The sequence below is a fragment of the Cellulosimicrobium sp. TH-20 genome (assembly GCF_002105775.1).
GTDB lineage: Bacteria > Actinomycetota > Actinomycetes > Actinomycetales > Cellulomonadaceae > Cellulosimicrobium > Cellulosimicrobium funkei.
Window position 1 is genome coordinate 645,840 of sequence record NZ_CP020857.1, and the last position, 18,074, is coordinate 663,913.

The following is an 18,074-nucleotide window of genomic DNA, read 5'->3' on the forward strand; positions in this document are numbered from 1 at the left end:
GCTGAGGTCAGGCCTCGTCGTCCTGGATGACCGACAGCACGTTGCCCGCCGGGTCGGTGAACCACGCGATGAGCGGGCCGCCGCCGCGGAAGACGAAGTCGTCGTCCGTCTCGACGGGCGTGCCCGCGTAGCGCTCGAACGGCACGCCGCGCTCGCGGAGCGCGGCGACCGTGCCCGGCACGTCGGCGACCGGGAAGTTCAGCACCGTGAACGACGCCGGGGTGTGGGCGTCGCCCTTCGGGTAGACGAGCACGCGCGCACCGCCGCCGATCTCGAGCCAGAGCATGTCGTCCCCGCTGACGGTGAGGCCGAGGTCGTCGGCGTAGAACCGCCGCGCCGCGTCGACGTCGTCGACCGAGAACCCGCTGAACGCCGTGTCGAGCATGTCTCCTCCTGGGGTCGCGCGGGCCGGTGCCCGCTCTCCCCAGGGTCGACCGTCCGCGGCCCGCGGGCTCATCGGTCGCGCGACGGCGTCAGGCCTCGCGACGCAGGTGCAGCAGCGGGAACGGGCGCCCCTGGTCGTCCGTCTCGGACCTCCCGGTGACCTCGAACCCGAGCGCCCGGTAGAAGGCCAGCGCGCCCGGGTTCTGCTCGTTGACGTCGAGCTCGACGACCGGGAGGCCGCGCCCGACCGCATCGAGCAGCGCGCGGCCGGTCCCGCGCCCGTGCAGCGCGGGGTCCACGAACAGCATCTCGACCCGGTGCCCGACGGTCCCGACGAACCCGACCACCCGGCCGTCGACCTCCGCGACCGTCAGGTCGACGGCGCCCAGGTACTCGTCCCGCACCGCGGTCTCGAGCTCGCGCACGTCGTCGGGTCCGAGGAAGTCGTGGGTCGCCTCGACGGCGCGCCGCCAGACGCCGACCAGCGCGTCCGTGTCGTCGGGGCGGGCGGGGCGGAGGACGTGGTCGGTCACGGCACGAGCATGCCAGTGCCACGGCGCAGGGTGCTCCGAGAACTGAGCGAGCCGCTCCCGCGCAGGAGGGACGCTTGGCACCTGCATCGAGACCTGTCAATATAGAAGCATGTCGATGCAACCACGGTGCCTCCGGATCGCTGCCCCCGACGGTCCGGCACTCCCGTGAGCACCCCCGGCACGGCACCGCGGGCGCGGCTGTCGGCGCTCGACCGGTGGCTGCCGCTGTGGATCGGGCTGGCGATGCTCGTCGGCCTGGCCCTCGGCAGGTTCGTCCCCGCCGTGTCCGACGCGCTCGCCGCGCTGGAGGTCGGCGGGATCTCCCTCCCGATCGCCGTCGGCCTGCTGGTGATGATGTACCCGGTGCTGGCCAAGGTCCGCTACGAGCGGGTGGGTGCGGTCACCGGTGACAAGCGGCTCCTGGCGTCCTCGCTGGTCCTGAACTGGTTGATCGGGCCGGCGCTGATGTTCGCCCTGGCGTGGGCCTTCCTGCCGGACCTGCCCGAGTACCGCACCGGGCTGATCGTCGTCGGTCTGGCCCGGTGCATCGCCATGGTCGTGATCTGGAACGACCTGGCGTGCGGGGACCGGGAGGCCGCGGCGGTGCTGGTCGCGATCAACTCCGTGTTCCAGGTCGTCGCCTTCTCGTTGCTCGGCTACTTCTACCTCACGGTGCTGCCCGCGTGGCTGGGCCTGGACACCCAGGGCCTGGACGTGTCGGTGGGGCAGATCGCGCTCAACGTGCTCGTGTTCCTCGGCGTCCCGCTGGCCGCCGGGTTCGCCTCGCGTCTGGTCGGGGAGCGCGCCCAGGGCCGCGCCTGGTACGAGGACCGGTTCCTCCCGGTGATCGGACCCTGGGCGTTGTACGGGCTGCTGTTCACGATCGTGCTGCTGTTCGCCCTGCAGGGCGAGGCCGTCACCTCCCACCCGCTCGACGTCGCCCGCATCGCGCTGCCGCTCCTGGTGTACTTCGCCGTCATGTGGGGCATCGGGGTCGTGACCGGCAAGGCCCTGCGCCTGGGGTACGCGCGCACCACGACGCTGGCGTTCACCGCGGCGGGCAACAACTTCGAGCTCGCGATCGCCGTCGCGATCGGCACCTTCGGCGCCACCTCGGGACAGGCCCTGGCGGGCGTCGTCGGCCCGCTCATCGAGGTCCCCGTCCTGGTCGGTCTCGTCTACGTCTCGCTGTGGGTCGCGCGCCGCTGGTTCGCCGTCGACCCCTACGCCGCGGCGGATCGGGCACCCGAGCCGGAAGAGGTGCGGTCATGACCGCTCGCAGCCTGCCCTTGACCGTCCGTGACCCCGACTGCACGCCGCAGGTCGACGCGCACGCGATCGGGGCCGAGGTCGCGGGCGCGGTCGCGGTCGCGCTCAAGGCCCTCGCCGAGCCGCTGCGGCTGCGGATGCTGTCGTTCGTGGCGACCTCGCCGACCGGGGAGGCGTGCGTGTGCGACCTCGCCGCCCTGACGGACGTGTCCCAGCCGACCGTGTCGCACCACCTGAAGGTGCTGCGCGACGTCGGCGTGCTGGCCTCGGAGCGGCGCGGCACCTGGGTCTGGTACCGCATCACGCCCGGGTACAAGGCCGCGGTGTCCACCCTGCTGGAGTCGTTCGCCCCGGCCGCGCTCGAGGCGCTCGTCGCCCCGCACGAGCTCACGGGCCTGCAGGACGTCGATGCCGCCCTCGACCACCTCGCGACCGACCTCACCGCCCGCCACCCCGACCTCGCGGCGGGCGTGGTGCTGGCCACCGTGCGCGAGTCCTACACGGCGCTGGCCCGCTCGGCCACGGTGTCCGCGCACCTGCTCACCCTGACCGACCGGTTCGCCCGCCAGCGCCTGGCCGACCTCACCCGCGAGGCCGGCGCACGCCCGCAGGTGCTGTTCGTCTGCGTCGCCAACGCCGGGCGCTCCCAGCTCGCCGCCGCCCTGGTCCGCCGCTACGCCGGCGACCGGGTCGTCGTGCGCTCGGCCGGCTCGACGCCGGCATCGGACGTGCACCCCGCCGTGCGACCCGAGCTCGCCGCGTTCGGCACCACCGAGGGCGAGGCCTACCCCAAGCCGTTGACCGACGACGCGGTCCGCGCAGCCGACGTCGTGATCACGATGGGCTGCGGCGACGTGTGCCCGGTCCTGCCCAACACCCGGTACGAGGACTGGCTCGTGGGCGACCCGGCCCTGGCCTCCCCGGCCGGGGTCGCCGCGATCCGCGACGAGCTCGACACCCGCGTGCGCGCACTGCTCGCCGAGCTCCTGCCCGACCTCGACCTGCCCGCACCCTGAGCCACCGGAGACCACCATGACCGACACCGCTTCGAAGCCGTCCGCCCTGTTCGTCTGCGTCCACAACGCCGGCCGCTCCCAGATGGCCGCCGGGTACCTGCGCGCCCTGTCCGGCGGCGCCGTGGAGGTCCGCTCTGCCGGGTCCGCCCCGGCCGACCAGGTCAACCCCGTCGCCGTCGAGGCCATGCTCGAGGAGGGCATCGACCTCCGCGCCGAGCAGCCCAAGGTCCTCACGACGGACGCGGTCCAGGCGTCCGACGTCGTGATCACCATGGGCTGCGGCGACGCGTGCCCGATCTTCCCCGGCAAGCGCTACGAGGACTGGGCCCTGGCCGACCCCGCCGGGCAGAACATCGAGTCCGTGCGCCCGATCCGCGACGAGATCCGCAGGCGCGTGCTGACCCTGCTCGACGAGCTCGGTGTCGCCCCGGTCCGCCTCTCGCAGAGCTGAGGGGTCGGCCGAGCGCCGGTCCCGCACAGGAGCGACGCGAGGCCTGTCGCTCACGGGTGGTCTGCGTCGCCCGAGCGGCCGTGCACGACGCCGGTCGCGAACCCGACCCCGGCCGGTGCCCCGACCCCGAGGGTGACCGGCTGCGGCGCCGCCGGCGCGGTGCCGCAGCACGACCCGCTCGCCCCCGCGCCGTCCGCCTCCAGAGCGAGGTCGGTCGAGCAGACCCCGGTCGCGGGAAGGGCCAGCTCGACCGCGTCGGCCGCAGCCCGGTCCCCTGCCAGCGCCGCCGCGATCGAGCGCACCTGCTCGTAGCCCGTGGCGAGCAGGAACGTCGGCGCACGCCCGTAGGACTTCATGCCTGCGAGGTAGAACCCGTCGTCCGGGTGGGACAGCACCTGCTCGCCGTGCGGCGGCACGGTGCCGCAGGAGTGCTGGTTCGGGTCGATGAGCGGAGCGAGCGCCGCAGGTGCCTCCACGACCGGGTCCAGGTCGAGGCGCACCTCGCGCAGCATGTCCAGGTCCGGCCGGAAGCCGGTCGCGTCGACGATCTGGTGCACCTCGAGGCTCAGCGCCCCGTCGCGCACGGTCCCCAGCACCTGGACGGTTCCGGCACCGGGGACGAGCCGCTCGATCGAGACGCGCGTGAGCAGCGTCAGCCGCCCAGCCTCCACGGCGGCCCGCAGGCGCGTGCCGAGCAGGCCTCGCGCGGGGAGCTCGTCGTCGGCTCCACCGCCGAAGAGGCGACGCGCGGAACCACCGCGGATCGCCCACGTGATCGTGGTGCCCGGCTCGGACTCGGAGAGCTCGACGAGGTTCAGGAGCGTGTTCGCCGCGGAGTGGCCCATCCCGACGACGAGGGTGTCCCTGCCCGCGAACCGGTCGCGCCGGGTGCCGAGCACGTCCGGGAGAGGTCCGGTGACGAACGCCGCCGACTCCTGCTCGCCCACGGCCGGAAGACCCGAGACCCCCAGCGGGTTCGACGTCGAGAACGTCCCCGACGCGTCGATCACCGCGCGGGCCAGCACGTCGGTCACCGTGCCGCCGACGTCCACCGTCCGCACCCGGTACCCGCGCCGCTCCCGGCCGAGGGAGCGTGTCTTGTCCGCACCGTCGCGGGCGACCGACACCACTCGCGTGCCGGTACGCAGTCGGGGCGCGATCTGCGGCGTCGCGGCCAGCGGAGCCAGGTAGCGCCCCACGAGCTCCCCGCCGGTGGGCAGCGCGTCCGGATCCGGCTCCACCCACCCCGTCGCCTCCAGCAGGCGCCGCGCGGCGGCGTCGACGTCGTAGCGCCACGGCGAGAACAACCGCACGTGGCCCCACGACGCCACGGCCGCACCCGGCCCGTCGCCGGCCTCGAGCACGATCGTCTCCAGCCCGCGCTCCAGCAGGTGCGCCGCCGCGGCCAGACCCACCGGACCTGCACCGATCACCACGACCGGGAGCTCGTCCCGCCCCACCTCGACCATGAGCACTCCTCGTATTGAAGGTTATCGATGCGAGCATCGTGGACCACCCATCGATGAGTGTCAATGTGTGGCAGGATGGCCGCATGACGACGGCCACGCTGCCCCCGGCGCCCCCGCGCGGCGCACCCGGCTGCTGCGGCCCGGCCGCCACCGGGGCGGCAGACCCCGATGCTGCGCGCGAGCTCGCGCGCACCTTCAAGGCCCTGGCGGACCCGACGCGGGTCCAGCTCCTCGCGATCGTCGCTGCCCAGGAGGGGCAAGAGGCGTGCGTGTGCGACCTCACCGGGCCGGTCGGGCTCTCCCAGCCGACCGTCAGCCACCACCTCAAGATCCTGGTCGACGCCGGCCTGCTGACCCGCGAGCAGCGCGGCCGCTGGGCGTACTACTCGCTCGTCCCGGGCGCCCTCGCCCGCGTCGCACGGTCGCTCACGGAGACCGCGGGGAGCTGAGCGCCGCTCTCGCCGCGCACTCCCGTCGTCCTGCGGACCGTGCGCTGGCGGCGTGAGGACGTCGGCCCGCAGCCGGTCGAGGGCTGACCGCCACCCGTCAGGACCGTCGCCCGCGCAGCGCGACGACGGGCCCCGAGAAGAGCGCGATGCCCAGGACGAACCCGACGTCGTACCAGTTCCCGTTGTTGTCGACCTCGTAGATGCTCACCGTGTCCGTGAAGAGGGACACGATGAACGTGACCGGCAGGATCGTCCCCTGCCACAGACCCCACCAGAAGCCGTAGCCGCCGGGGTTCGCCTCCAGGTTCGGCCCGGCCGCGCAGGCTCCCAGGAGCAGGAGCACCGCGAGAGCCAGGACCGCACCGGCACCCCGTCGTGTCGTCGTGGACATGACGCTCACCTCCGGCACCAGTGAACCGCGCACGGGGAGGGACGGCGACAGCAGGGTCGGCGGCGTGCCGCACCGCGCCCACGGGCGGCGCGTCGGTGGGGTGCGGCAGGATGAGGCCATGAGCCCGAGCACGGACGACGACGCCCCCTCGACCAGCACCGCGCCGGGCGGGGAGCTCCTGCTCCTCGACACCGCGAGCCTGTACTTCCGGGCGTTCTTCGGGGTGCCGGACTCGATCAAGGCGCCGGACGGCACGCCCGTCAACGCGGTGCGCGGCCTCCTCGACATGATCGCGACGCTCGTCACCGACCGTCGTCCGACGCGCCTCGTCGCGTGCTGGGACGAGGACTGGCGGCCGGCCTTCCGGGTCGAGGCCATCCCGTCGTACAAGGCGCACCGCGTCGCGGAGCTCGTCCCGGGCACGACGGGCGTGGAGGAGGTCCCCGAGAAGCTCGTCGCCCAGGTGCCGGTGATCGTCGACGTGCTCGCGGCGCTGGGGATCGCGCGCGTCGGGGCGGCGGGCTACGAGGCGGACGACGTCATCGGCACGCTCACCGCGCGCGAGGTCGCACGCCGCGCGGCGGCGGGCGCCGCGCCGGACCCTTCGGGGCGGGCGGCGGTCGAGGTCGTCACGGGCGACCGCGACCTGTTCCAGCTCGTGGACGACGCCGCGGGCGTGCGCGTGCTCTACCCGACGAAGGGCGTGAAGAACCTCGACGTCGTCGACCAGGCGCGCCTGCGCGAGCGGTACGGCGTCGCGACGGGCGCGGCCTACGCGGACATGGCGGTGCTGCGCGGCGACCCGAGCGACGGCCTGCCGGGCGTTCCCGGCATCGGTGAGAAGACGGCGGTCGCGCTCCTCGAGAGGTACGGCGACCTCGCGGGCGTGCTCGCGGCGCGCGACGCGGGCGACGCGGGACTGACGGCGACCCAGCGCCGTCGGCTGACCGAGGCGGCCCCGTACCTGGAGGTCGCCCCGCTCGTCGTGCGCGTCGCGCCGGACGCCCCGCTCGACGACGTCGACGACGCGCTGCCCACGGCCCCGGCCGACCCGGACGCGCTCGCCGAGCTCGGCGAGCGCTGGGGTCTGGGGTCGTCCGTGCAGCGCCTCCTGGACGCGCTGCGCGGCTGAGCGGCCGCTGCCCGTCCGGAGGGCAGACTGGGTCCGCCGCCGCGGACCGCCGGCGGCCCGTCCGACCCCGCCGGGAGGCGACCCGTGGCTCTCGTCCGCTGCAGCTTCTACTCCGACGTGCTCGAGGTGAGCACGTCGATGACCGTCGTGCTCCCCCAGGCCACGACGACCCAGATCGGCATGGCCGGGTCGGCGAGCGCCCGCGCCGAGGGCGCCCCGGTGCTCTACCTGCTCCACGGCATGAGCGACGACGAGACGATCTGGACGCGCCGGACGTCGATCGAGCGGTACGTCGCCGACCGCGGGCTGGCCGTCGTCATGCCGCGCGTGGAGCGCAGCTTCTACGCCGACGAGGTGCACGGGCACCGCTACTGGACGTTCCTGTCCGAGGAGCTGCCGAGCCTCGTCGACCAGTTCTTCCGCGTGTCGACGCGCCGCGAGGACACGTTCGTCGCGGGGCTGTCGATGGGCGGGTACGGCGCGTTCCGCTGGGCCCTGCGGCACCCCGAGCGGTTCGCGGCGGCGGCGAGCCTGTCCGGGGTGCTCGACCTCGCCGACGAGTCGTACCGCGAGCGGCGTCTGCCGGACATCGAGCGCGTGTTCGGCGACCGCGAGATCGCCGGGTCGGACGACGACCTGCTCGCCCTGCTGCGGCGCGCCGCGGCCGAGGGCCGCACGGCCGACCTCCCCGAGCTGTTCCTCGCGTGCGGGACGGAGGACTTCCTCGTCGACGGCAACCGGGCGTTCGAGCGGGTGGCCGATGAGTCCGGCGTGGCGCTGCGGTCGGAGTTCTCGCCCGGGACGCACGAGTGGGGCTTCTGGGACCGCACCATCCAGGACGTCCTCGACTGGCTGCCGCTGGCCGGGACGCCACGAACCTGACGCGGCGCCCTCCCTACCCCTCGGGCATGTCACAGACCGTGCCCGCGCGTCGTCGTCCAGGTGACCTGACCGCACCTCCGGCCGTGCAGCGCGCACACCGACGAAGGGGACCAGCACCATGACCGCCTCCACCACGCTCTCGCCCACCGACGTCGCCGCGCTGCGGGACCGCGTCACGGGTCGCGTCCTCGCGCGGGGCGACCTGCCCGACGGCGGCCCGACCGCCGCGGAGGCCGTCGCCGCGCACAGCACGCTCGTCGCGCACGACCCCGACGTCGCGGTGCTCGCGGAGACGGAGGCCGACGTCGTGGAGGCCGTACGGTTCGCGGCCCACCACGGGCTGCGCGTGCGGTCGCACGCGACGGGCCACGGCCAGTCGTCGCCGATCACGGACGGCGTCGTCCTCGGGACGAGCGGCCTCGCGGGCGTCGAGGTCGACCCGGCGTCGCGCGTCGCGCACATCGGTGCCGGGACGCGCTGGAGCGCGGTCGTCGACGCGGCGGCGGAGCACGGGCTCGCGCCCGTCACCGGCTCGTCGACGTCCGTCGGGGTCGTCGGGTACACGCTCGGCGGTGGGTACGGGCCCCTGACGCGCAGCCACGGCCTGACGTCGGACCGGGTGCGCGGCTTCCGGGTCGTGCTCGCCGACGGGTCGGTCGTCGAGGCGGGCCCGGACAGCGAGCCGGACCTGTTCTGGGCGCTGCGCGGCGGCAAGGGCGGGCTCGGTGTCGTGACGCGGCTCGACCTCGAGCTCGTGCCGCTGCGCACGCTGTACGCGGGGTCGCTCACGTTCGACGCCCCGCACGTCGAGGACGTCCTGCGCGGCTGGGCGGCATGGACCGCGACCGCGCCCGACGACGTCACGACCTCGGTCGCGGTGCTCGCCCTCCCGGACCTGCCGTTCGTCCCGGAGCACCTGCGCGGCCGCACGGTGCTCGCCCTGCGCTTCGCCTACCCGGGCGACCCCGCGGAGGGCGAGCGCCTCGCCGCGCCGCTGCGGGCGCTCGCGCCCGCCCTCGCCGACACGGTGGGCGAGCTGCCCGTGACGGCCGTCGCGACGATCCACGCGGACCCGGAGGACGCCGGGCCGTCATGGGTCTACGGCGCGGGCCTGCGGGAGGTCGACGGGGATTTCCTCGACCGGTTCCTCGCCGAGCTCGGGCCGGGCAGCGGGTCGCCGTTCGTCGCGGCCGAGCTGCGGCACGTCGGTGGCGCCGGGGCACGTGACGTCGAGGGCGGGTCCGCCGCGGGCGGCCGCACCGCCGGGTTCCTGCTGAGCCTCGTGGGCGTCAACCCGCCGCGGCTGCCGGACATGGTCGCCGCCGCGGCCTCTCTCGCGCAGTGGTCGCAGCCGTGGGCCGCGACGGAGACGAACATCAACTTCCTGCCCGGGCCCTGGACGGACGACGCGCTCGCCCGGGCGTGGTCGCCCGAGACCTCCGCGCGCCTCGCGTCGGTGCGCGCGGCGTACGACCCGACGGGCCTGTTCGCCTGGCGCGTGTGACCCGGTCCGCCCCCGGTTCCCCGGGGGCGGACCGCCCTCACACGGCGAACAGGGCGGTGAGCCGCGGGAGGCGGCGCGCGTTCTCCTCGTCGTCGTCGAAGTCCCACTGCTCGCCGGCGGGCTCGTTGCGCGCCCGCACCGACGACGTCCGCTCGCGCGCCGCGTAGTACGCCTCGTCGTCCTCGCCGCTCGCGCGGGACCACGCGTCCCCCACGAGCGAGTCCAGCGACTCGAACCCGAACCAGGGCGACCCGCCGTCGGCCATCGCGGCGACGACGGGGTGGTCGGCGAGCGTGTCCGGGTCGGCCAGGGTGCGCTCGAGCACCGCCCGGCCGGCGAGGACGAGCCCGTCGCGGAAGTCCCTGAACCCGTCGTCGCTGCACCCGCCCTCGACGAGGTAGGCCGCACCCCACACCGGCCAGGCGTAGGCGTCGTTCGCCACGGCTCCCGCCACGTCGACGAACGCCAGCATCTCGTCGGCGGTCAGCCGCTCCACGAGGAGGTCGGTGAGGGCGCCGGGCAGCGGGTCGTCCTCGGCACCGCGGTCGTCGGCACCCGCGCCCGCCCGCTCGCGTGCCGTCTCGACGATGCCCCAGAAGGTCTCTCGGTCCATGGCGCGGACGGTACGGCGAGGCACCCACAGGCCCGTCCCGGCCCATCCCCTACCCTCGGCTCATGACGACGAGCACCTCAGGGTCGGGTCGAGGCGCGGACCTTCCCCTCCCGTTCCCTCCGACGTCGACCGAGGGCATGGCCGCACGCTGGGTGCGGTGGGCCGCGGCGGCGGGGCCTTGGCGAACTCCCCTCGCCGATCCGACCGGCGAGGACGCTGCCCGGAACCAACCGGCCGACGTCTGGTTCCTCGCGGGGACGACGGGCGGCGAGGAGCGCCGCCACATCACCGTGCCCGCGCGGACGCCTCTCTTCGGGCCGGCGTTCTGCCTGTGGTCGAGCGACGTGCTGGGCCGGGACGACCTGCCGGACGCCTACGGCACCGTGACCGTGGACGGTGAGGCCCGTCCCACGACGCCCACCGGGACGCCGTCACCCTTCGACGTCCGGGGCGTCTTGCTCAACCCGGTCACCCGGACGCGACGTACCGTCCCCCTGTCCGTGTGGGGCGTGTGGGCGGAGATCTCCCCGCTCGCGCCCGGGCGGCACGAGATCGTCCTCGACGGCGGGGACGGTCACGGGTTCACGGTCGGCGTGCACTTCACCGTCGACGTGACGCGCGACTGACCCCCTCCAGCTCACGTCCCGGCGTGCCGCGCGAGGATCGCGTGCGCGTCGGTGCCGCGGGGCAGGACGCCGTACCCGTGGCCGCGGTCCTCGCCGAGCCGCGCGGCGACGAACGCGTCGGCCGTGCCCGACGGCGCGTGCCGCACCACGAGCGACGCCTGGAGGGCTAGGGCGAGCGACTCCACGACGCGACGCGCCTGCGCCTGCTGCGCCCCGGCGTCGGCCCCCGCGACCTCCGCGAGCAGACGGCGCGTGCGCGCGACGTGCGCGTCGAGGACGGGGTGCGCGCCCGCCGTCGTGGCGAGCTCCGCCTCGAACGCCGCGACGGACGCGGGCTCGCGGCCCATGGCGCGGAGCACGTCGAGCGCGATGACGTTGCCCGACCCCTCCCAGATCGCCATGACCGGCTGCTCGCGGTAGCGACGGGCGAGCGGGAACGCCTCCGTGTACCCGTTGCCGCCCAGGCACTCCATCGCCTCGTACGCGTGGTGCGGCCCGCGCTTGCACACCCAGTACTTGCTCACGGCCGTCGCGAGGCGGCGGAACGCGCGGTCGTGCTCGGACTCGCCGTCGTGCGCGGCGGCGAGGCGCACCGACGTGAGCGTCGCGGCCTCGGACTCGAGCGCGAGGTCGGCGAGCACCGCGGTCATCGCGGGCTGGTCCACGAGCGCCGCGCCGAACGCGCTGCGGTGCCGCGCGTGCCACAGCGCCTCGGTGACCGCCTGGCGCATGCCCGCGGCCGAGCCGTGCACGCAGTCGAGCCGCGTGCGCGACACCATCTCGATGATCGTCCGCACGCCGCGCCCGGGCTCCCCGACGAGGAACCCGACAGTGCCGTCGAGCTCGATCTCCGACGACGCGTTCGACCGGTTGCCCAGCTTCTCCTTGAGGCGCTGGATGCGAAAGACGTTGCGCGTGCCGTCCTCCAGCACGCGCGGCACGAGGAAGCACGACGGCGCCCCCTCACCGGGTGCGCCCGGCACCTGCGCGAGCACGAGGAACGCGTCGGACATCGGCGCCGAGCAGAACCACTTGTGCCCGGTCAGCAGGTAGGCGCCGTCGGCCCCGGCGGGCACGGCCGTCGTCGCGTTCGCGCGCACGTCCGAGCCGCCCTGCTTCTCCGTCATCGCCATGCCGACGAGCACGCCGGGCTTGCTGCCCGGGGCCGCGAGGGCGCCGTCGTACCCGCGGGAGAGCAGGCGCGGCTCCCACGCCGCGGCGAGCGACGGCGCGTGCCGCAGCGAGGGCACGGCCGCGTGCGTCATGGAGACCGGGCACGCGTGGCCCGGCTCGACCTGCGCGAACAGCGAGAACACTGCGCCCCGCACCACGTTCGCGCCCGGCCCTGGCTCCGCCCACGCGCTCGTGTGCGCGCCGTGCGCGACGGCCGCCCCGATCACCTCGTGGTACGCCGGGTGGTACTCCACCTCGTCGATGCGGTGGCCCCGGCGGTCGTGCGTGCGCAGCACGGGCTCGTGGACGTTCGCGAGCTCGGCCGCGCGCTGGAAGTCCCCCGTCCCGACGAGCGCGCCGACCTCGACGAGCCGGTCCTCGCCCCACGCCCCGCCGTACGCGTGCACCGCCTCGCGCAGCACGGGGTGGTCGAGGTACTCGTTGACCCCCTCGCGCTCCGGCGGCTGGTTGGTCACGCGGTGGGTCGTGCGGGGTACCGGGTGCGCGACGGCGGTCGCGGCGTCGGTGACGCCTGCGGTCCCGGTGGTGCCGGCGGTCCAGGTGGGGGTGTCGCTGCGGGTGTCGGTCGGGGTCACGGTGTCCTCCTGCGGCTCTGCGGGTGGCTCGGGGTCGGTGCGGCGGTGCTCGGGTGCGGCCCGGACGGGCGGGTCGGGCGGGTGGTTCGGGTGCGTGGTCCGGGCGGGATGGTCAGGCGGGGGCAGGCGCCACCGCCCGCGCGCCGACGGCACCCAGGCAGAAGCGCTGGATCGTGGCGACGACGGCGTCCCGCTCGCCGGGGGTCGGCGCCGGGCCCGTGGACCCGCCGTCGCGGACCGCGGCGAGCGGCGACAGCGGGCCGGTGAGCGACTCGCCGATCGCCCCGACGAGCGCGGTCGCGACGACCGCGACGTCCTGGTCGGGGATCTCGCCCGCCGCGACGCCGTCGCGCACGACGTCCGCGAACGTCGTCGCGTACGCGCGGCGGTACTCGAGGCGCGCGGCGTCGACGGCCGGGTCGACGGGCTCGAGCAGGAGCGCCCACGCGAGCGTCGGGCCGCGCAGCGCGCGCCGCGCGAACGTATCGACGGCGCGGCCGAGGCGCTCCGCGGTGCCGCCGCCGGGCGGGTCGTCCGGGCGCGAGGCGGCGGCCGCGCGCACCGCGTCGAGCTCGACGTCGGCCGCCTGGCGGAACACCGCGACGAGCAGGTCGGCTTTCGTCGGGAAGTAGGAGTAGACGCCGCCGGTGCTCACCCCGGCGCGCGCCGCGAGCGCCTGCACGCTCGCGCCGGCGAACCCGTGCTCGGCGACGATCGTCCGCGCTGCGTCGAGCAGGGCGTCGCGCTTGCGCTCGCGGGCGGCGCGCGTCGCCGGGGTCTCGCGGTAGGGCACGGGTCCTCCGTCGTCGTCGGGTGAACCGCCTCGGGGCGGCTTCCACGAAGAATTGAAGCATGCTTCAATTCATCGCGGTACCGGCCGCCGGGCCGGAGGCGTCGAGGACGACGCCGCGCACGACGTCGAGGAGGACGACATGCACCTGGGCAGCATGCTCGAGAGCACGGCACGCAAGGTCCCGACCAAGGAGGCGCTCGTGCTGGGCGAGCGCCGGCTCACGTACGCCGAGCTCGACGCGGCCGCGCGCCGCGCCGCGGCCGTCTTCCGGGACGCCGGCGTGCGCCCCGGCGACCGCGTCACGGTCATGACCTACAACACGCCGGGGTTCGTCGTCGCGGCGTTCGGCCTGTGGCGCGCGGGCGCCGTGCTCGTCCCCGTCAACCACAAGCTCCAGGCGCCCGAGGTCGCGCGGCTCGTCGCCCACAGCGGCGCCGTGCTGGGCGTCGCGGACGCGAGCCTGGCCCCCGTCGCGACCGCCGCCGCGCCCGCGGTGCGCTGGCTGTGGACGGAGGCGGACGCCGTCGGGCAGGACGCGGGAGGTGCGGAGAGGACGCCGGGGCACGACGACTTCGACGCGCTCGTCGCGGCCGCCGAGCCGTGGGACGGCGTGCCGCCCGACCAGGACACCATCGCCCAGGTGCTCTACACGTCCGGCACGACGGCGGCCCCCAAGGGCTGCGAGCACACCCACCGCGGGCTGAGCTCGGTCGCGGCCTACACGACGGCAGCCGTCGGGCTGCGCGCGGACGACCGCTTCCTCCTCGCGATGCCGATCTGGCACGCCTCGCCGCTCAACAACTGGTTCCTGTCGATGGTGTTCCTCGGCGGGACGACCGTGCTGCTGCGCGAGTACCACCCGATCGAGATGCTGCGGACGGTCGAGGCCGAGCGCACGACCGCGTTCTTCGGCGCGCCCATCGCGTACGTCGCGCCGCTCCAGGTCGCCGCCGCGCAGGGCATCGACCTGTCGACGTTCGACCTGTCGAGCGCGCGGCTGTGGCTCGCCGGCGGCGCGCCCGTCGGCGCCGACACCGTGCGGGCGATCCGCGCCGCCTACCCGGGCGAGCTGCACCAGGTCTACGGCATGAGCGAGATGGGGCCGGTCGGCACCGCGCTCGGCCCGGCCGACCAGGAGCGCAAGGCGGGCTCGATCGGGCACGCGGGCATGCCCGGCGTCGACGTGCGGGTCGTGGACCTCGACGGGGACGACGTCGGCCCGGGCGGGACCGGGGAGATCTGGCTGCGGTCGGACACCCGGATGGTCGGCTACCTCGACGACCCGGAGGCGACCGAGGCCGTGCTGGTCGGCGACTGGTACCGCACCGGCGACGTCGTGCGCGTCGACGAGGACGGGTACCTGTTCATCGTCGACCGGCTCAAGGACGTCATCATCACGGGCGGCGAGAACGTCTACTCCCAGGAGGTCGAGGAGGCGCTGCGCGGTTCCCCGGAGGTCGCGGACGTCGCCGTCGTCGGGCGGCCGCACGCCGACTGGGGCGAGACGGTCGTCGCGTTCGTCGTCCCCGCGCCCGGCGCCGAGCCGACGCTCGACTCGCTGCGCGCCTTCCTCGCCGACCGGCTCGCGCGCTACAAGGTGCCGCGCGACGTCGCGCTCGTGACCGAGCTCCCCCGGAACCCCTCCGGCAAGCTCACCAAGCACGTCCTGCGGTCGCGCGCGCGGGAGGGGACGACGGTGGCGTGAGTCCGGGGAGCCTCAGGGGCGCGCGTGCTCGAAGATCACCGTCGTGCTCGTCCCGGCCACCTCGGGGCGCACGCTGAGCGTCCGGGACACCAGGTCGCGCAGCGCGTCCGAGTCGGCGACCGCGACGTGCAGCAGGAAGTCGCGGTCGCCCGTGACGAAGAAGACGCCCTCGACGTCGGGCAGCGTCAGCAGGTAGTCGCGGAACGCCTCCAGGCCCTTGCGCGCCCCGGCCTGGAGGCGGATCGCGATGAGCGCCTCGAGCCCCCGGCCGAGCGCCGAGGGGTCGACGTCGGCCCGGAAGCCTCGGATCACGCCGCGGTCCACGAGGGCCCGGACGCGCGCGTGGCACGTCGAGGCGGCGATGCCGACGCGGGCAGCGACCGCCGCGTTCGTGGCGCGCGCGTCGGTCGCGAGGACGTCGAGGATGCGGCGGTCGACGTCGTCCAGCGCGGACGGTCGAAGATCCTTCGGCACGGTGGGCCTCCCCTGGTCAGCGGGCGAACGTCGCGGCGGCGGCAGCAGCCCGGGACGATGATCCTTCGGCACATCTTGCCGCACGCCGAAGGATCCACCACGCTGTGAGTCGTGCGGCACCATCCCGCCGCACACCAGCCACGCGCCCGCCTCGCCACCCGCGGGGCGGGCGTCGGTCGAAGGAGCCCGGCGTGAGCACGACCTCTCGTCCCCGTCCCCGTTCCCGCGACGCCCGGTCGGCACCCCCCGGCCGCGCCCCTCGCACGGCCGTCGTCGTCGGCGCCGGCATGGTGGGGCTCGCGACCGCGTGGCATCTCCAGGAGCAAGGCGTCGAGGTGACCGTCGTCGACCGCGAGGGCGTCGCCGCGGGCTCCTCGTGGGGCAACGCCGGGTGGCTCACCCCCGGCATGGCGATGCCGCTCGCCGACCCGTCCCTGTGGACGTACGGGCCGCGCGCCCTCCTCGACCCGGCCGCTCCCCTGCACGTCCCGCTGCGGTTCGACCCGCGCCTGTGGACGTTCTTCGCGCGCTTCATGGCGCACGCGACGCAGGCCCGCTGGGACCGCGCGATGGCGGCCCTCACCCCGATCGACCGCGTCGCGCTCGACGCGTTCGACGAGCTGGCCGCGGGCGGCAGCCTCGGCCACGGCGTCGAGGCCGGCACGACGCCCGGCCCGTTCACCGTCGCGTTCGAGCACGTGCGCGAGGCCCGGCCCTTCCTGCGCGAGCTCGAGCACGTCGCCGCCGCCGGGCAGACCGTCCCCGTCCGGCGCGTCGAGGCCGGGGAGCGCGCCCACCAGCTCACCGACCGCGTCTCCACCGTCTACGCCCTCGAGGGCCAGCGCTTCCTCGAGCCCGGACCGTACGTCCACGCGCTCGCCGACTCCGTGCGCGCCCGCGGCGGCACCATCCTCACCGGCCTCGACGTGCTCGACGTCGAACCCGGCCGCCTCGGCGCGTGCGTCTTCGCACGCGCCGTGCACCCCGACGCCGCCCGGCACCCCACCCTCGTGGGCGCCGGGGCGGGCGACGGGTCCGGGGTGACCGACGGCATCGGACCGGACGCCGGGGCGCCGCGCCGGGCCGGCTCCCCCGCCGACCGCGAGGAGGGCGTCGTGCTGCGCGGCGACGCCGTCGTGCTCGCGACCGGCGCGTGGCTGCCCTCGCTCGCGGCGCCGCTCGGCGTGCGCACGCGCGTGCAGGCCGGACGCGGCTACTCGTTCACCGTGAAGACCGACGAGCCCGTCGAGACGCCGATCTACCTGCCCGCGCGCCGCGTCGCGTGCACGCCCTACCAGGGCCGGTTCCGCATCGCGGGGACCATGGAGTTCCGCGGCCCGGACGAGCCGCTCCAGCCTCGGCGGATCGACGCGATCCTCGCGTCCGTACGGCACCTGTTCCAGGGCGTCGACCTCGACGACCGGCACGACGAGTGGGTCGGCTCGCGCCCCGTCACGCCCGACGGCCTGCCGCTCGTCGGCGCGACGCGCACGCGCGGCGTCTACGTCGCGGGCGGCCACGGCATGTGGGGCATGGTGCTCGGGCCCGCGACCGGCCGGGCGCTCGCCCACCTCGTGACGACCGGCGAGACCCCCGAGGAGATCCGGGCTTTCGACCCGCTGCGCTGAGCCCGGCGGCCGGGCGCCCTCGGACGGCTCCCGGCCCCCGGTCCCCGGCCCCCGGCTCGCGGCTCGCGGCTGGCCGAGCCCGGCCGAGCCCGGCCGAAAGACCCTGTCGGACGGAGGCGCCGCGTCCTAGCGTGGTCGGCATGACCGTGCGAGAGGAGCACCGGGCCGCGCTGCGCGCGCTCGACGGCGACCCGGCGGCGGTGCGCGCGCACCTCACCGCGGGGTCGGGGCTGCCGGGCCCGCGTGCGAACCTCGAGCTCCTGAACGCGTTCGCCGACGTCGCGCCCGCTGACCTCGTGCGCGCCCTGGCCGACGACCCCGACGAGTACCTCCGGTGCTGCGGGACGTGCGGGCTGGGCCGGGTCGTCGTCGAGGCCCCCGCCGACGCGCGCGCGGAGCCGACCGACCGGCTGCGCGCCCGCGCGTCGGACGGGTCGTGGCGCGTCCGTGAGGCCGTCGCGATGGCGCTCCAACGGATCGGCGACGCCGAGCCCGCTTCGCTCCGCGCTCTCGTCGCGTCGTGGGTCGCCGACGCCGACCCGCTGGTCCGCCGCGCCGCGGTCGCCGGGATCTGCGAGCCGCGGCTCCTCCGGGACCCGGCGACCGCGACCGCCGCGTTCGACGCGTGCGCGGCCGCGACCGCCTCGATCGGCGCGCTCCCCGCCGACGTGCGCCGCGACCCCGACGTGCGCACGCTGCGCCAAGCCCTCGGCTACTGCTGGAGCGTCGCCGTCGTCGGCGACCCGGCCGCCGGTGTGCCGCGGTTCGCGGCGCTGCGCGGGTCGTCGGACCCGGACGTGGCGTGGGTCGTGCGCGAGAACGAGAAGAAGGCGCGCCTGCGCCGCGTGCTCGACCCCGCGTCCTGACCGGGCGCCGGGAGCCGCCCCGATGACGGCACCCCGGCGACGGCGGCCCAGAAAAGTCGAGCCCGAGGAGTCTTGCGTCTCTTCGCGCGCGCCGATATGTTTAACCGAAATACTAATAAC

19 protein-coding genes are annotated in these 18,074 nt (G+C 75.5%); 11 read left to right on the plus strand and 8 right to left on the minus strand.

The features are described 5' to 3' along the window. Positions 1–7 precede the first annotated feature (7 nt). A complete protein-coding gene (locus B8281_RS02850) occupies positions 8–385 on the minus strand; it encodes a VOC family protein (RefSeq protein ID WP_085386846.1) in 378 nt (125 codons plus the stop codon). An 88-nt stretch (positions 386–473) separates the two neighbouring features. Beyond that, positions 474–917 (minus strand): acetyltransferase, encoded by a 444-nt coding sequence (locus tag B8281_RS02855; RefSeq protein ID WP_232322651.1) that lies wholly within the window; start codon positions 915–917, stop codon positions 474–476. A gap of 165 nt (positions 918–1,082) precedes the next feature. On the opposite strand from B8281_RS02855, the gene arsB reads away from it, so the two are divergent. Genes arsB through B8281_RS02870 form a run of 3 tightly spaced genes read left to right on the plus strand, consistent with a single transcriptional unit; the run spans position 1,083 to position 3,653 of the window. After that, a complete protein-coding gene (arsB, locus tag B8281_RS02860; RefSeq protein WP_085386848.1) occupies positions 1,083–2,189 on the plus strand; it encodes an ACR3 family arsenite efflux transporter in 1,107 nt (368 codons plus the stop codon). Continuing rightward, positions 2,186–3,202: a metalloregulator ArsR/SmtB family transcription factor gene (locus tag B8281_RS02865; RefSeq protein ID WP_043656424.1), complete on the plus strand. Its 1,017-nt coding sequence runs from the start codon at positions 2,186–2,188 to the stop codon at positions 3,200–3,202. Before arsB ends, B8281_RS02865 begins: the two co-directional genes overlap by 4 nt. A gap of 16 nt (positions 3,203–3,218) precedes the next feature. After that, entirely contained in the window at positions 3,219–3,653 is a 435-nt protein-coding gene (locus B8281_RS02870) for an arsenate reductase ArsC (protein ID WP_043656420.1), read from the plus strand. A 50-nt stretch (positions 3,654–3,703) separates the two neighbouring features. Here the strand turns inward: B8281_RS02870 and B8281_RS02875 are convergent, their stop codons facing one another. Further along, positions 3,704–5,122 (minus strand): FAD-dependent oxidoreductase, encoded by a 1,419-nt coding sequence (locus tag B8281_RS02875; RefSeq protein WP_085388576.1) that lies wholly within the window; start codon positions 5,120–5,122, stop codon positions 3,704–3,706. A gap of 83 nt (positions 5,123–5,205) precedes the next feature. On the opposite strand from B8281_RS02875, the gene B8281_RS02880 reads away from it, so the two are divergent. Then, positions 5,206–5,571, plus strand: coding sequence for a metalloregulator ArsR/SmtB family transcription factor (locus tag B8281_RS02880; RefSeq protein WP_085386849.1), 366 nt, complete (start codon positions 5,206–5,208; stop codon positions 5,569–5,571). A 97-nt stretch (positions 5,572–5,668) separates the two neighbouring features. On the opposite strand, the gene B8281_RS02885 is transcribed toward B8281_RS02880, so the two are convergent. Next, on the minus strand, positions 5,669–5,962 hold the full coding sequence (locus tag B8281_RS02885; RefSeq protein WP_034656008.1) for a hypothetical protein: 294 nt from the start codon (positions 5,960–5,962) through the stop codon (positions 5,669–5,671). A gap of 118 nt (positions 5,963–6,080) precedes the next feature. Between B8281_RS02885 and B8281_RS02890 the strand changes: the two genes are divergently transcribed. The 3 genes from B8281_RS02890 to B8281_RS02900 all read left to right on the plus strand — a co-directional run bounded on the left by B8281_RS02890 (position 6,081) and on the right by B8281_RS02900 (position 9,480). Further along, positions 6,081–7,094: a 5'-3' exonuclease gene (locus B8281_RS02890; protein WP_085386850.1), complete on the plus strand. Its 1,014-nt coding sequence runs from the start codon at positions 6,081–6,083 to the stop codon at positions 7,092–7,094. 84 nt (positions 7,095–7,178) lie between these two features. Beyond that, entirely contained in the window at positions 7,179–7,976 is a 798-nt protein-coding gene (locus B8281_RS02895; protein WP_021482104.1) for an alpha/beta hydrolase family protein, read from the plus strand. 118 nt (positions 7,977–8,094) lie between these two features. Beyond that, positions 8,095–9,480, plus strand: coding sequence for an FAD-binding oxidoreductase (locus B8281_RS02900; RefSeq protein ID WP_085386851.1), 1,386 nt, complete (start codon positions 8,095–8,097; stop codon positions 9,478–9,480). A 37-nt stretch (positions 9,481–9,517) separates the two neighbouring features. Here B8281_RS02900 and B8281_RS02905 read toward each other — a convergent pair whose 3' ends face one another. Then, complete coding sequence (locus tag B8281_RS02905) at positions 9,518–10,093, minus strand: DUF4240 domain-containing protein (protein ID WP_085386852.1); 576 nt, start codon at positions 10,091–10,093, stop codon at positions 9,518–9,520. A gap of 62 nt (positions 10,094–10,155) precedes the next feature. Between B8281_RS02905 and B8281_RS02910 the strand changes: the two genes are divergently transcribed. Further along, complete coding sequence (locus B8281_RS02910) at positions 10,156–10,719, plus strand: hypothetical protein (RefSeq protein WP_157446533.1); 564 nt, start codon at positions 10,156–10,158, stop codon at positions 10,717–10,719. 11 nt (positions 10,720–10,730) lie between these two features. On the opposite strand, the gene B8281_RS02915 is transcribed toward B8281_RS02910, so the two are convergent. Both B8281_RS02915 and B8281_RS02920 read right to left on the minus strand, forming a co-directional pair. Next, on the minus strand, positions 10,731–12,368 hold the full coding sequence (locus tag B8281_RS02915) for an acyl-CoA dehydrogenase family protein (protein WP_198163202.1): 1,638 nt from the start codon (positions 12,366–12,368) through the stop codon (positions 10,731–10,733). Positions 12,369–12,600: 232 nt separating this feature from the next. Further along, positions 12,601–13,281 carry a TetR/AcrR family transcriptional regulator gene (locus tag B8281_RS02920; protein WP_085386854.1) on the minus strand — a complete coding sequence of 227 codons (681 nt, stop codon included), beginning with the start codon at positions 13,279–13,281 and terminating at the stop codon, positions 12,601–12,603. Positions 13,282–13,420: 139 nt separating this feature from the next. Here B8281_RS02920 and B8281_RS02925 point away from each other — a divergent pair, with 139 nt between their 5' ends. Then, positions 13,421–14,986, plus strand: coding sequence for a class I adenylate-forming enzyme family protein (locus tag B8281_RS02925; RefSeq protein ID WP_085386855.1), 1,566 nt, complete (start codon positions 13,421–13,423; stop codon positions 14,984–14,986). A 12-nt stretch (positions 14,987–14,998) separates the two neighbouring features. Here the strand turns inward: B8281_RS02925 and B8281_RS02930 are convergent, their stop codons facing one another. After that, a complete protein-coding gene (locus B8281_RS02930) occupies positions 14,999–15,460 on the minus strand; it encodes an Lrp/AsnC family transcriptional regulator (protein WP_232322652.1) in 462 nt (153 codons plus the stop codon). Positions 15,461–15,651: 191 nt separating this feature from the next. Between B8281_RS02930 and B8281_RS02935 the strand changes: the two genes are divergently transcribed. Together B8281_RS02935 and B8281_RS02940 are read left to right on the plus strand one after the other, a co-directional pair. After that, positions 15,652–17,088, plus strand: a complete 1,437-nt coding sequence (locus B8281_RS02935) for an FAD-binding oxidoreductase (RefSeq protein WP_051876444.1) — start codon at positions 15,652–15,654, stop codon at positions 17,086–17,088. A gap of 140 nt (positions 17,089–17,228) precedes the next feature. After that, positions 17,229–17,954 carry a HEAT repeat domain-containing protein gene (locus tag B8281_RS02940; protein ID WP_085388578.1) on the plus strand — a complete coding sequence of 242 codons (726 nt, stop codon included), beginning with the start codon at positions 17,229–17,231 and terminating at the stop codon, positions 17,952–17,954. Positions 17,955–18,074: the final 120 nt, after the last annotated feature.

Bases quoted from the DNA above. Each gene is read 5' to 3' on its own strand.
- B8281_RS02850 (WP_085386846.1), bottom strand. From the start codon at position 385: ATGCTCGACACGGCGTTCAGCGGGTTCTCGGTCGACGACGTCGACGCG.
- B8281_RS02865 (WP_043656424.1), top strand. From the start codon at position 2,186: ATGACCGCTCGCAGCCTGCCCTTGACCGTCCGTGACCCCGACTGCACG.
- B8281_RS02870 (WP_043656420.1), top strand. From the start codon at position 3,219: ATGACCGACACCGCTTCGAAGCCGTCCGCCCTGTTCGTCTGCGTCCAC.
- B8281_RS02875 (WP_085388576.1), bottom strand. From the start codon at position 5,122: ATGGTCGAGGTGGGGCGGGACGAGCTCCCGGTCGTGGTGATCGGTGCA.
- B8281_RS02880 (WP_085386849.1), top strand. From the start codon at position 5,206: ATGACGACGGCCACGCTGCCCCCGGCGCCCCCGCGCGGCGCACCCGGC.
- B8281_RS02885 (WP_034656008.1), bottom strand. From the start codon at position 5,962: ATGTCCACGACGACACGACGGGGTGCCGGTGCGGTCCTGGCTCTCGCG.
- B8281_RS02890 (WP_085386850.1), top strand. From the start codon at position 6,081: ATGAGCCCGAGCACGGACGACGACGCCCCCTCGACCAGCACCGCGCCG.
- B8281_RS02900 (WP_085386851.1), top strand. From the start codon at position 8,095: ATGACCGCCTCCACCACGCTCTCGCCCACCGACGTCGCCGCGCTGCGG.
- B8281_RS02905 (WP_085386852.1), bottom strand. From the start codon at position 10,093: ATGGACCGAGAGACCTTCTGGGGCATCGTCGAGACGGCACGCGAGCGG.
- B8281_RS02910 (WP_157446533.1), top strand. From the start codon at position 10,156: ATGACGACGAGCACCTCAGGGTCGGGTCGAGGCGCGGACCTTCCCCTC.
- B8281_RS02925 (WP_085386855.1), top strand. From the start codon at position 13,421: ATGCACCTGGGCAGCATGCTCGAGAGCACGGCACGCAAGGTCCCGACC.
- B8281_RS02940 (WP_085388578.1), top strand. From the start codon at position 17,229: ATGACCGTGCGAGAGGAGCACCGGGCCGCGCTGCGCGCGCTCGACGGC.